Annotated in this window: 9 protein-coding genes and 1 riboswitch; all 9 genes read right to left on the bottom strand. The window is 37.7% G+C overall.

Going from position 1 to position 14553, the window contains the following annotated elements; genetic code table 11:
- Positions 1-48: 48 nt before the first annotated feature.
- Positions 49-660, bottom strand: coding sequence for a response regulator (locus ACIQXF_RS12925; protein ID WP_402783461.1), 612 nt, complete (start codon positions 658-660; stop codon positions 49-51).
- Between the two features lie 16 nt (positions 661-676).
- Positions 677-1822, bottom strand: a complete 1146-nt coding sequence (locus ACIQXF_RS12920; protein WP_483869730.1) for a sensor histidine kinase — start codon at positions 1820-1822, stop codon at positions 677-679.
- Between the two features lie 158 nt (positions 1823-1980).
- Positions 1981-3015, bottom strand: coding sequence for a Delta(5) desaturase DesA (gene desA, locus ACIQXF_RS12915; protein WP_402783459.1), 1035 nt, complete (start codon positions 3013-3015; stop codon positions 1981-1983).
- 316 nt (positions 3016-3331) lie between these two features.
- Entirely contained in the window at positions 3332-3832 is a 501-nt protein-coding gene (locus ACIQXF_RS12910) for a GNAT family N-acetyltransferase (RefSeq protein WP_402783516.1), read from the bottom strand.
- Between the two features lie 208 nt (positions 3833-4040).
- Positions 4041-7472, bottom strand: a complete 3432-nt coding sequence (gene metH / locus ACIQXF_RS12905) for a methionine synthase (protein WP_402783457.1) — start codon at positions 7470-7472, stop codon at positions 4041-4043.
- Positions 7465-9312, bottom strand: coding sequence for a bifunctional homocysteine S-methyltransferase/methylenetetrahydrofolate reductase (locus ACIQXF_RS12900; RefSeq protein WP_402783455.1), 1848 nt, complete (start codon positions 9310-9312; stop codon positions 7465-7467). The genes metH and ACIQXF_RS12900 overlap by 8 nt, the downstream gene beginning before the upstream one ends.
- A 90-nt stretch (positions 9313-9402) precedes the next feature.
- Positions 9403-9502: riboswitch (SAM riboswitch) on the bottom strand.
- Between the two features lie 125 nt (positions 9503-9627).
- Positions 9628-11016 (bottom strand): protoporphyrinogen oxidase, encoded by a 1389-nt coding sequence (gene hemG, locus ACIQXF_RS12895; protein ID WP_402783453.1) that lies wholly within the window; start codon positions 11014-11016, stop codon positions 9628-9630.
- 373 nt (positions 11017-11389) lie between these two features.
- The gene (locus tag ACIQXF_RS12890; RefSeq protein WP_402783451.1) at positions 11390-12682 is read right to left on the bottom strand and encodes a protoglobin domain-containing protein; all 1293 of its coding nucleotides are present in this window, start codon (positions 12680-12682) and stop codon (positions 11390-11392) included.
- A gap of 483 nt (positions 12683-13165) precedes the next feature.
- Positions 13166-14452, bottom strand: a complete 1287-nt coding sequence (locus ACIQXF_RS12885) for an SEL1-like repeat protein (protein WP_402783449.1) — start codon at positions 14450-14452, stop codon at positions 13166-13168.
- Positions 14453-14553 lie beyond the last annotated feature (101 nt).

The raw sequence follows: 14553 nt of genomic DNA, 5'->3' as shown, positions 1-14553 counted from the left end.
GCAGAAACGTTGATTTAACAATGTTTCTGCCTTTCTCTATTGCTTTTGCTATTTATTCCACCCTTTTTCCTTAAAGCGCGCAATAGCTTCTATACGATTCCCAACATTTAATTTTTCTAATATAGTTGAAATATAATTACGGACAGTGCCTGCTGATAAAAATAGCTCTGCAGCAATTTCTTTTGTTGTTTTACCTTCTGCAACAAGCGTAAGCACCTGACTTTCGCGATCCGTTAAAGGGTTTTCGCTATCGTCCTCGTAGACAAAATCAACGAGTTCAGGCGCGTAAATTCTTTTTCCGTCCATTATTATACGAATGCCACTAACCAGTTCCTCGATCGGGCTATCCTTCAGCAGGTAACCTCGGACACTGGCCTTTCTTGCACGCTCAAAATAACCTGGCCTTGCAAATGTCGTTAGGATAATCACTTTACAATTAGAACCAGAGCTATGTAGTTCCTCTGCAGCATCTAGTCCAGTTTTCACTGGCATTTCTATATCCATAATACAAATATCAGGCCGATGCTCTTCTACAAGTGCCAATGCTTCCTCACCATTTTTTGCTAAGCCAACCACTTCCATATCATCTTCCATACTAAGTAAAGAACGAAGTGCGCCTAATAGCATACCCTGATCTTCAGCAATTACAATTCGTATCATGTCACAAGCCTCTTTTCTATATGTTCTTTAGATTTTCTTTGACCTTTTGATGCGTAATCGCCACTGGAATCGACACTGTTAATGTAGTGCCCTCTTCACTTTCGATTTTAAAGGAACCGTTTATAAACTCTAAGCGTTCACGCATTCCCTTTAATCCGTTCCCCGTTTTCCATGCTTGCTTTTTCGTGATGCCTTGACCATTATCGCGTACTACTAAATATACTTCTTTAAAATTTTGATGGAAGGCAATTTCACATTTTGTAGCACCACTATGCTTCACAACATTATTGACCGCCTCTTTTAAGCACATGGAAAGAACATTTTCTACAAGGGGCGGAACCTGCAATGTATCTTTATCGCCATCAAATACTAATTCCATTTCAGCCGCCTTTAGTATTTGAGAAATACGCATAAGCTCATCTTCAAATTTAGTTGTTCGCATATCTGACACTAATTCACGAACCTCTTTTAATGCGATACTCGCCGTTTGCCGAATATCCTTAATCTCTACTAAAGCCTGCTGTGGATCACGTTCAATTAATCTTGAAGCTAAGTCACTTTTTAAACCTATCATCGATAACTTTTGACCAAGAGTATCATGTAAGTCACGAGCAATACGTTGTCGTTCCTCAAAAACAATTAACTCAGCTATTCGTTCATTAGCAGTCTCAAGCTGGCCCTCTAAATTTTCACGTTTATTTTTTGAATAAATCGTTAGTGGGAGAAGCACAACCGCTAGGATTGTTAAAACAACGAATGGTAGTTGTGATAAAAATAAGTGAAGCTCCACAAAGAAGCCAACACCTGTCGAAATAACCGTAAAGCCAATATGTAGTCCATACATAATATAGAAGCCAACAGGTCTACGAATATTTCCGATAAAGAAAGCGGTGAAAATTGATAAATACACATAGCCATATAATATTGTCATAACGATATTAATGGCCATCTCAAAGCTAATCCACATATAAACAAGACCGTTCTTCGAATTCATGGAAAACCGATAGAAAATAAAATAGAGCATTAAAAATGTAATCCCTATTGAAATTTCTAAATAGGATGATTTCCTAAAAATAAAGAAAAACGGTAGGAAACAGAAAATAATCCATAAATATACACTGAGCATTGGACTATTCGGAATAATACTGGGCCATTTCCTCAACGTAATCTCACGCTCTTTCCTACTTTTCCCTTATTATAACAAGAAAATTAATTTTATGCCCGCACATGGTTTTTACCCGTCGCTGTCGTACAATATTACATAGCTGATACTTCTACGTAAAACAGCCATCCCCTAGAAGAGATGGCTGGAAAATTCTACTAAGCAGCTAAACTGCCTCTTGCTTTTCGCTTAATTATTTCCGGAATATCTTTAAAACTTACAAACTTACCTTGCTCTTCATCATATAACTTGTATCGTAATGATTCTAAGCTTGTACGTAATGTAATAGTCGTCGCATTGTGTAATGGCGGTATTTCATCATGCGCCTTTTCAAGATTATAGTTCGGTACACGAGGAGCTAAATGATGTACATGGTGGAAGCCAATATTACCTGTAGCCCATTGTAATAGCTTTGGTAATTTATAATATGAGCTTCCTTCAACAGCAGCCTTTACATAATCCCATTCTGAGTCATGCTCAAAGTAAGAATCTTCATACGTATGTTGGATATAAAATAACCAAATGCCTAGTGAACCAGCAATAAACAATGTTACGCCCTGCACTAATAAAAATGCTTGCCATCCCATAAAGTAAATTAAGGCTACACAAATTCCACCGATGATTAAATTTGTTAAATGAGTATTAAAGCGTTCCTTTTGTTTAGCATCCTTACGATTAAAACGATTTAATATTAACACCATAAATAGTGGACCTAAGCCAAACATTACGAACGGATTACGGTAAAAGCGATACCATAAACGTTGTCCTTTAGATGCTTGTAAATACTCTTCTACTGTCATCATATCGATATCACCAATACCACGCTTGTCTAAGTTCGAGCTTGTTGCATGGTGTATTGTATGCTCACGTTTCCATTTTTCATATGGGAATGATGTTAGCACCCCAGTAAATAGACCTACCCAGTCGTTAGCTTTTTTACTTTTGAAAAATGAACCGTGTGTACAATCATGGAAAATAATAAAAGTTCGTACGACAAATCCGGCAGAAATTACACTTAACCCAGCTGTTAACCATGGTGAAACATCTACTAACATATATCCAGCTACCCAAAGAGCGATTAACGGTACAATCGTATTTACCATTTGAAAGATACTTTTAGCTGTATCCGATTTCGCAAATGGCGCTACATCTTGACGAAGTTTTTTTGTTTTTTCTTTATCTGTTGTTGCCATCGTTTTACTCCCTCGTTTCCTTTTTCTTATGACCTCATCATAATACATGAGTGTAAACTAGCAACAGAAGCAAACATCATAAAAAGGATATGACAAATGTCATATCCTTTTTCACAGTGTTGAAAACAAAATGGCTAAGAAATATTTGTGAATATTCAGAACTTCAAATGAGCTGATTTCCGTTCCAGGTTACTGCTTTGTCGCTGTTGCACAGAGCGAAGCGTCAGCGGCAAAGCACCCAGTCGGAACGGAAATCAACCCCTCCTTTTGCAGAAGTCATATTTTATTTAATAGGTTTCATTGACACGATAGTTTTTTATAATGTTTGCCCAGTTAATTGTAGTTGATAAAATACAAGATCTAGCCACTGTTCAAATTTATAGCCTGCATTTTTAATGGTCCCTGCATATTCAAAGCCTAGCTTTTCATGTGCTTTAATGCTTCCAATGTTTTCACCATCAATACCTGCTATGAGCGTCTTTATACCATGCTCTTGTGCAATTCGAATAAGCTCAAGCATTAGTTTTGTAGCAATCCCCTTTTGATAATGATCCCTATGCACATACACGGAGTGCTCCATTGTGTATTTATAGCCGGGATATGGACGGAACTGACTATATGTTGCAAAGCCTACTACTGCGCCATTTTCGTCAAAGACAAGCAGGGGATTGTTAGATGCCTGCTGCTCTTTGAACCATTGTTTTTTTTCCTCTAACGATTGCGTTTCGTATCGATATACGGCTTTGCTCGTTAAAATAATGTCGTTGTAGATGTCTAAAACCTCAGGTAAATCTTTTTCTTCCATTAATCGAATCATCATGCTCACGTCCTTCATAAAGAATAGCCTTTAGAGCTCTATCAAGATATCAGAATTAGCACTCTGTGCAAGCTTCCCGAAGCGATTGCCGACACATATTACTGCAGCAATTCTTAGAAGTGTCAAACAGAGTGCTAAATCCTTTATACTACAAAAACTATCAAATTTATTTTTATTGATTACTAAATGTTATACCACTTTTTTAACTTTACACATTAAAATAACGAGCATCCGGATGTGCAAAGACAATCGCTGATACAGAAGCTTCTGGTTCCATCATAAAGCCTTCAGTTAAATGAACACCAATGTCCTCTGGCTTTAAGAGGCCAAACAATTTCTCTTGATCCTCTAAGTTTGGACATGCGGGATAGCCAAATGAGAAGCGCTGTCCTTGATATTTTGCTGCGAAACGATCACGCATTGTAAAATCTGTCGTATCTGGGAAGCCCCACTGGTCACGAATTTCTTGGTGCATGCGCTCCGCAAAGCCTTCTGCAAGTTCAAGGGCTGTAGATTGTAATGCATGGCTTTCAAGGAATTTCCCTTCCTCTTTTAGCTGGCGAGCCTTTGCCATGACACCTTGTCCTGCTGTCACAACCATTAGCGCGATATAATCCATTTCACCGCTCTCTACTGTTTTTAGGAAATCGGAGAGACATAAAAACGGTTCAACCTGCTGGCGCGGGAAGGTAAAGCGTTCAATTTCTGTTTTACTATCAGTTGAATCATAAACGACCACATCATCACCATCTGCTTGGGCAGGGAAAAATTGATACATACCTGATGGTTTTAGAAGATCACTTTGCAAATAATCATCTACTAATTCTTTTAATTCTGTTGCTCGTGCATCTCCCGCTTCAAGCAATTGCTGTACTTGTCCCTTTAATCCTAGATGATGGCCAAGTAATGTACGCATATTCACATATGGATATAAATGTGATACAGCATATTCTTTTTTTACATGGCGACGTAAATCAGCTGGTAAAAACACAGAAGAATCCTTTACCGTGCGTGCAGGCTTTACTGTTAGTTCTTTTGCAGGTCGGGCAGCTCGTTTTTCATCTGCCTCTAAGCGTTTTTGGCGAGATTCTTCAATCTCTGCTAAAAATTCGACACGTGTATTTGTTCCCATTAATCGGTTTACCTGCTCTAATCCTTGCATCGCATCCTTTGAATAAATGACTGGTCCATCATATTCGCCGGCAATTTTTGTTTCAGTAAATCGTCTAGATAATGCCGCACCTCCTACTAAAATCGGCACGTCGATTCCTGCTTCCTTGAAATCCTGCGCTGTAATTACCATTTGCTGTGCAGATTTTACAAGTAATCCTGAAAGCCCGATGAAATCTGGCTTTTCCTTTCGAATCGCTTCGATTAGCTGGGCAGGTGTCACTTTAATACCAAGATCAACAACCTTATAGCCATTATTACTTAAAATAATATCCACTAAATTTTTTCCGATATCATGCACATCGCCTTTTACAGTGGCAAGCACCATTTTCCCTTTGCCAGCGCTCTCTTCATTTTTCTCCATAAATTGCTCTAAATGTGCAACTGCTGCTTTCATAACCCCTGCTGATTGTAATACCTCCGCAACGATAAGTTGATTATCATTAAATAAACGGCCAACTTCAGCCATGCCATCCATCAATGGTCCATTAATAATATCAAGCGGTGTTTCGAATATTTCTCGTGCTGCATCTAAATCTTCGATAAGCCCTTCTTTTGTGCCCTCTAAAATATAGTAAGCTAAGCGACCTTCAACTGTTTTTGGGATGTCTGCCTCTGTCTTTTCCTTCTTTTTATCACGGTAAAAATCTGTGAATACTGCTAATGTTTCATCATTCGTATTAAACAGTAAATCATTTGCTAGTTTAATTTCCGCTTCAGGAATGGATGCATAGCGTTCAAGCTTTTCTGTATTAACAATGGCATAATCTAAGCCAGCCTGTGTACAGTGATATAGATATACAGCATTCAATACTTCACGACCTACAGGAGGTAATCCAAATGAAATATTACTTACACCGAGCACCGTTAATGTACGAGGCATCTTTTCTTTAATGAGACGAATTCCTTCAATTGTTTCAAGAGCTGAACCAATATATTGCTCATCACCCGTACCTACTGGGAACATTAATGGGTCAAAGATTATATCTTCAGGTGCAAGACCCCATTTTTCTGTTAGTAATTTATATGAACGTTCAGCAATCTCTAGCTTGCGGTGTCGATCAACCGCCATACCTTGCTCATCGATTGTGCCAACGACTAAAGAGGCACCATATTTTTTCACTAACGGTAACACTGCGTCAAAACGTTCTTCACCATCTTCCAAGTTAATAGAGTTAATGATGGCTTTTCCTTGAGAAAATTTGAGTGCTTCTTCAATTACTTTTTCATCTGTAGAGTCAATGACAAGAGGTACTTTTACTTTTTTTACTACCTCCTGCATAAAGCCACGCATATCAGCTAATTCATCACGATCAGGATTTGCTAAACAAATATCAATAACATGTGCTCCATTTTTCACCTGGGCACGTGCAATTTCTGCTGCTTCCTCAAACTTCCCATCTATAATTAAATTTTTAAACTTACGAGAGCCAATTACATTTGTACGCTCTCCAATAAATAACGGGCGCATAGAATCTTCATACACTAATGGCTCGATACCAGATACAACATGTCCATGTGTCGCTTCCGGTAATTGACGTGGTTTTTCGTCTTTTAGCACCTCTCGAATTGCTGCAATATGTGCTGGCGTTGTTCCACAACAACCTCCTACTATATTCAGCCAACCCTTTTCTGCAAAGCCTTTTAGCTTTTGTGATAGCGATTCAGGTGACTCATGGTAACACCCTTCCTCGTCAGGTAAGCCTGCATTCGGATAACAGCTAATATAGCCTGTTGAAAGCTCCGCTAATGACCGAATATGATCGGTCATAAACTCTGGGCCAGTCGCACAGTTTAAACCAACTGACAATGGCTTAATATGCTCAATGGAAATGTAAAAAGCATCTATTGTTTGGCCAGCAAGTGTAGTACCCATCGGTTCAATTGTTCCTGATATCATCACAGGAAGCTCTTTTCCCGTTGCCTCAAAGGCACGAGATACTCCCAGAGTACCTGCCTTAACATTCAACATATCCTGACTAGTTTCTAACAACAAAACATCTGATCCGGCCTCGATTAAGGCCTTTGCCTGAACATAAAAGTTTTCCTCTAACTCATCAAATGAAATTCCGCCAGTCACCGATAAGGTTTTTGTAGTCGGTCCCATTGCGCCTGCTACAAAACGTGGCCAATCGGATGTTGAAAACTCATTCACTGCTTTACGTGCAATTTCTACTGCACGCTTATTTATCTCCTCTGCCTTTGCACCTAGATCATATTCATTTAATACAAGGGGAGTACCCCCAAATGTATTTGTACAAATAATATCTGCTCCAGCCTCTAAATATTTTCTATGAACTTTTTCAAGCACATCTGGTCTAGTTAGCACAAGATTTTCATTACAGCCATCATATTCATCACCACCAAAATCCTCTGGCGATAAATTTTCATTTTGTAGCATCGTTCCCATTGCGCCATCAAGAATTAAAATTCGTTTCTCTAGTTGCTCTTCTATCAAATGCTTAGCCATTTATACTTACCCCTTTTTTCTGTTCATCCAATTGCTCAATAAATTTCATTAACTCTAGTGTCATGTCATAGCGTAAAAACGGCGTAATGAGGTAAATACCATTGAAATATTCCGCTGCTACCTCTACTAGTTCCTTTGCAATTGCAATTCCTTCTTGTGTTGCGCGCTCCTTATCATCACCACAAGCGCTCATACGCGCTAACGCATCATCAGATAGTTTAATTCCTGGTACTTCATGATGTAAGAATTCCGCGCTTTTATAGCTCGTTACTGGCATAATGCCTATATAAATCGGTGCTTCTAAATGCTTAGTTGCCTCGTAAATCTCCACGATTTTTTCCTTTGTATAGACAGGCTGTGAAATAAAATAGTCTGCCCCATGCTCAATTTTCTTTTCTAATCGAGACACAGCACGATCTAATACACGTACATTCGGATTAAATGCAGCGGCTACAGAGAAATTCGCTTTTTTACGAAGTGGTTTCCCTGAAAACGATACACCTTCATTTAACTGTTTTATTAATTGGATTAGCTCCATTGAAGACACGTCATAAACGCTAGTCGCTCCTGGGAAGTCTCCTACCTTCGTTGGATCTCCAGTAACAGCTAAAATATCATGAATTCCCAGTGCATTTAATCCCATTAAATGTGATTGAAGACCAATTAAATTGCGATCTCGACATGTAATATGTGTTAACGGGCGAACTGCATGTGTTTCTTTCAATAGTGCCCCCATAGCAACATTACTGATTCTTGGCGATGCAAGCGAATTATCTGCCATCATGACTACATCTGCGCCTGCTTCATATAATTTTTTTGCACCTTCAATAAAACCTTCAATTTCTAAATGTCTTGGTGTATCTAGCTCCACTATAACTGAGCGTTCACGTTTTACTTTTACATGTAGTGGCTCGTAATTTGGTGGCTCTGCCTCACGAACAACTTCTATCTTTTCTGGCTTCGCATATTTTTCTTCTACTGGAGATAGCTCCTCTAAGTACTTTTTCACTGCGGCAATATGCTTTGGTGTCGTACCACAGCAACCACCAATTAAACGTACCCCTTGATTACGAAGTGCTATTGCTGCTCGGCCAAAATAATCCGCTTCTGACTCATAAACAACGCGACCATCTTCCAAATCAAGAAGAGATGCATTCGGATAGGCTGACATAAATGCCTTTTCAGGAAGCTCTACACCTTCAAATGCTTGAATCGTATGGTGTGGACCTAAACGACAATTAACACCTACGACATCAGCTCCTAGCGCTTCAAGTTCATGTAAAGCATTATTTAAACTCATGCCATTTTGCAAAATTCCTGGCTCGTGCATAGAAACTTGAGCAATGATCGGTAATGTCGTTTTAGCGCGTAGCATCGATATTGTTGCTGTCAGCTCTTCAAAATCATAATATGTTTCAAGTAAAAGTCCGTCCGGATTCCCTGCAAGTAAAACACTTGCTTGTTCTTCAGCAGCTGCTAAAATTTCTTCTAATGTTGCGTCACTCTTTCGAATACCACGGATTCCCCCAATAGTACCCAAGACAAATTGTCCGCCATCTGCGGCTGCTCGCTTTGCAATTGTCATAGCCGCTTCATTAAATTGTTGCACACGTGATTCCAATCCATAGCGAGCTAATTTTATGGCATTAGCTCCATAAGTGTTCGTTTGAATAATGTCGGCACCAGCAGCAATATATTCTCTATGAATCTTTTCAATTAATTCAGGTCTCTGAACATTCATTTCCTCATGACAGTACTCCAAGCCGTAGCCGTATAATACCGTACCAATTGCACCATCTGCTGTAAGAACATGCGTTTTCAACTTTTCAAGCAATCCCATAAAACTAGCCTCTCTTCCCTTATTTCTAAAATATAAAAAAGCCTTCTTTCACAAAAAAAGAAGGCTTTTACGTTACGTAATTGTTTTTCCTTCTCATCTTCGACACAATGGTCTTCTGGATTTAGCACCTGACAAAAAGTTGGTTGCTGAAGCTTCACAGGGCCAGTCCCTCAGCTTCTCTTGATAAGAATTTAGTATGAATTTTTTAAATAATTAAAAGAATCATATCGTTTACGAACGATTGAGTCAAGACTATTTCACTTAACAAAGGATATTTTATACGAAAAATATCAGATTTTGATTTAGATCAAACAATTATGATAGTTTTTCTGCTAGTTCCTCACCAATTTTTTTACCATTTTGAATACAAGCTCCGATGCCTACTCCAAAATAAGAGCATCCCGCTATTGATAGATTTGGATAGTTTTTCTCTAGCTCGTGCAATAAACCTTGTAATGCCTCACGATGAGCCAGGTCATATTTAGGCATTTGATCGATCCATTTTGTCACATTGACAGCACTTGGTTTTTCTTCAATCCCCAAGCTTTTTCTAACGTCTTCAAGGGCAACTGCTGCTAACTCTTCATCTGTCATCATACGTAATTCTTCGTACGCTGGGTTAATGCTCTTATAAAAAAGTCGCACAAGCAATTTTCCTTCTGCAGATGTATGCTTCCACTTGCGGCTTGTCCACGTCGCCGCATTACACGTAACATCAGAATTATGTGACACTATAAAGCCAGTTCCATCTACTGGCAATCTACTATCAGGTACATCAAATCCTAAATAGATCGTAATGGCAGATGCTGTATTGAACTGTTCAAAATAGCGACTCAATAAATCATCCTGTAATAAGCTTTGTACAGCTTCATTAGGAAGTGCCATCACAACATGATTTGCCTCAATCACCATACCGTTTGCTAATGTAACAATGTATTGATTGTCCTGTTTTTTAACATTCGTTGTAGCGACTCCTTTAATAATGTCTACATCCGTCAATGTTTCTTCAAGTCGTTCAATTAACGACGATAAACCATTTTTAAAGGAAATAAATTTCTTATTAGCAGCTTTCACAAATTGCTCACGGTTTGCATCAAAACCTTTAATAATACTGCCATAATCATTTTTGTAATCGATTAAATACGGTAAAGTGGAAGCAATCGAAAGCTGACTTAAATCCCCCGAATATACCCCTGCAAGTACTGGTGCGATTTGGTTTTGAACAAGCTCCTCACCTAAATAATAGGTTAAAAATTCGCCAATTGAACTTTCCTTTGTAAAGCCTTCATTAGGCATTGTTAAATCTTTTAATGCTGCTTTTTTCCCCTCTTGTGAAACAAGTGTGCTTTGCTCTAGAGATTGTAAGCTCATTGGAATACCGAACGTAGAGTCTGACGGGATAGCATGCAACTCATTATTTGTGTAAATATACGAAATACCAGTTTCGTTGTAAACAAGATTTTGTTCAAAATTAAGTTCCTCAACTAACTCCATTACACCTTTATGACGGGCTACAATAGAATCTGCTCCTGTCTCTAGGACGAAACCTTGCTCGTATGCCGAATGTAGCTTGCCACCTAAGTATGTATTTTTTTCGATAAGCACAAGCTTTACATTTAATTTCTTCTCCCGAACCTGACGTTGTAAATAATGCATTGTACACAATCCTGTAATTCCGCCACCTAATACAACAACTGTTTTCATATTATACCGCCCCTATTTTTTATTTCTCTTTCTTCAGTATAAACTTTTTTTATTGAAAATTACGCTAAACCCTTTACAAATTTAGCAAAAATGGAGCCATCCAACAATTTGGATAGCTCCATTTTTATAACCAAATATGATCTCGATTATAGAAAATCAACAATTAATGTATTTACGTGATTTCCTACAAATTGTATTATGCAACACGATCATCTTCAAAATGCTTGATTTCCCTTAGAGGCTTTATGTTAACTAATACGAACACTCACCCATCTATTCTAATTCTATCCACATATTAATAGTTAATATAGTGTTTTTTGTGCTTGAATGCGTGATGCTGCCATTAATGCATGACTTGAATTTTTACTGTTATTTAATTTAAATTTTGTGCAACATTAGCCAATTTTTCAGCAGAATTTGTTACTTCATCAAAGGCAAGACCTAACTCTTTGAGAATTTCTGCTATCGCTAGTATTTCTTTTTCCATACAATCATTTTGACCTTTAGCTTCTGTCATAGAGTCTAATATTTTGGTAAATTGTCCTTCCGTCTGCGCCATATTTTCCTCGCCAGATGTGACCTCTTCTTTAATATTACTAATCGAGCAAGCAAGTTTATCTGTTCGCTCATTCGTTTTTTGTAATAACATCGCTACAGAGGTAACTGATTCTTTTGTTTGAATCGATAATTTACGAACTTCATCTGCAACAACACTAAAGCCTTTGCCCGCTTCTCCAGCACGAGCCGCTTCTATAGCTGCATTTAACGCTAACAAGTTTGTTTGGTTGGCAATATTCGTGACAACACTCATAATCGATTCCATTTCCTTTGACATTTCGCTCAACTGTCCCATATTTTCTGTTATATCATTAAGCGACAAAATAATATTACCCATATTTTGTGATTGACTCTTTAATCGCTCACGACCTTCTAACGCCTGACTCTCGGCAACCGTCGATACCTGAAGGGATTTTTTGGCTAATTGTTTAATTTCCTCTGATTGCTTACTTAAGCGATGAAATGAGCTATTCGTTTCCTGAGAAATTGTGGCAAGACCTTCTGAAGACTCTACGATTTTGTTCTCTATCGCTTCTTTTTTTCGTTCCATATTTTCCTTGAGCTGTTCAACTGTATTTTCAAATGCTTCTAAAACTAACTGTTGCTCGAAATTTGAAATTTTAGAAATGGCTCGAATTGTATTGAACTGATCCTCTGGGTGAGCTATATGCCTCTCCACTAAGTCAATAAATGAGATCGATAACTCTTGGAAAGCACAAATATACCACTGAGTACTTAGGCCGATGTGTACATGTACCTTTGCAATAATAGTTCGTCTCTGATAAAATTCTTCATCAATTGTACCATTAAACATTTCAATAATATGACGACGTAATGTGATTTTCAGTTTTTCGACAGAACTATGGCTATTAATAATAGCCACCAAATCATCTTCGGTCTCAACCATTGTGTAAAACCGGTCAACAATGTTGTCAATTTGATCCACAACAAATGGCTGGAAAGCTTTTAAATATTGTAAATCCCGCTTTGTCAAATTTAGCATCTCTATTTGCTTTATCATTGACTGGCGATTAGGCACATCCATTTTTACACTGTATTGGTGTAAATCCAACGCCGTTGTCTTTCTTTGTTTTTGAAAAATCACCATTTTCCCTCTTTCATGACGTGTACTTTTAGAAAAACCTAATTCCCTTTACAAAATATGCCTTCTTTTTTGATAATATTACAAAAAAATAATATAACGAAATAACAATGTAATTAGCCATTGTACTAATCTTCTCTTTCAAAATTACCTCATATACCTTATACATTTTATAAATAGCTGTCAATTTATTGATATACATTTTTTTACATATTTTGTGCTAAAAGTCCCTTCTTTAAGCTGATTGTTCGATACAGGAAAAAAGCTACCACAATACTTTTGGGTAGCTAATTCACATCATTTTTTGTGTTTTTTGCTCATTTTTTTCTTCCTTTTAGCTTGTTGTAATTACACCTTCATTATATTAATATTTTTACAACTTATTAACACTAGGTATTTTCTCACATCAAAATCCATTACCTAAAACCTAAGACCTAAGAGGAAGACTGGAATAATTGAATCTAAACACCCACTAATTTTTAAAAAAATTTACACACCTTTTAATTCATGGAGTAAAATAGCTGCCTCCTCAATCCCTGCATCCGCCGCAAGTCCATACCATTTTATAGCCTCTTTAATATTCCTAACTATTCCTTCCCCTTTATTATATATATGTCCCAATTGTAATTTAGCTTCTGAATCCCCTTGAAGTGCGGCCTGTTTAAACCAATGAATGCCTTTTTCAATATTGCGAATACCAGTTAATCCTTGGCTCCAAATAAACCCTAAATCATAAAAAGCATCCACATGATATTGTTCAGCAGCTTTTTCATACCAATATAGTCCACGATTTACATCTCTCGGTTGCTCTAAACGCCCCTCTGAATAAATTCCTCCTAGTCTATATTGGGCCTCAACATAGCCTGCTTCAGCAGATTTTTTATAGCAGATAAATGCCTGCTCCCCATCAATGTCCACGCCTAATCCTTGCTCATATATAATTCCAAGTGTAAACATTGCCTCTGCTACACCTTGTTTTGCGGCAAAGTCGAACCACTTCTTCGCAAGTACCATATTTTCTGGTACACCCTCACCGTTAAAGTACATATCAGCTAAGTTATTCGCTGCATCTGGATGTCCCTGTTCTGCCGCAGCCTCATACAATGTAAAAGCTCGGTTATAATTTTCTTGAACAACTATTCCCTCAAAATAAAAATTACCAAGTGCATATTGTGCATCAGCATTGCCCCTTGAGGCCGCTAACTCAAACCATTTTATTGATTTTTTAGGCAAGAAAGGTGTACCGTCATTTGCAATATAATATTCTCCGAGTTCAAATTGAGCATTGGCATCCTGTTCTTCTATCGCATCTTTGTACAAATCAATGATTACCTCATGATCTAGATCTTCTTCGTCAAACGTCTCAATCAGCTCATCTTGATGAATAAAATACCATTCCAAAACATCAAGAACATCATCAACAACCTCAGCACAATTGGCTAACTTCTCTAATGAAGAAATTTGCCAAATTAAAATATAGATAGGGAGTGAAATCGCTTCACGCAGTAAATCATCGTATTCAGCTAAAAGCGTTAAAACATTTTCCTGTACTGATTGAGTCTGCTCTGGTTGAACAATTTGCAAATGTCTTTGTTGATTTTTTTTAAGAAGTCCCCGTACAACTTGATAAAAGATTTTGTGTAAGGTTGTTAATTGTACTTCTTCCAATGTTAGTAATTTGATGTTTTGTGCAAACCATGTACCTTGAGTTTGCGTAAGATTTTGTAGGGATTCAATTCGCTCTTTATTTTGTTTTGCTAAAAATTGCCCGTACATTAGTTTCCCCCCTTGCACACTATTAATCAATTTCGCCTTGGCGTAATTGCGTCCGGATTTTTGAATTGTGCTATTTGTAGGAAGTTAACCTAAAACCGTCA

The sequence above is a fragment of the Lysinibacillus sp. NPDC097231 genome (assembly GCF_044761885.1).
Lineage (GTDB): Bacteria > Bacillota > Bacilli > Bacillales_A > Planococcaceae > Lysinibacillus.
This window is presented reverse-complemented; position numbering and strand designations above follow the sequence as displayed.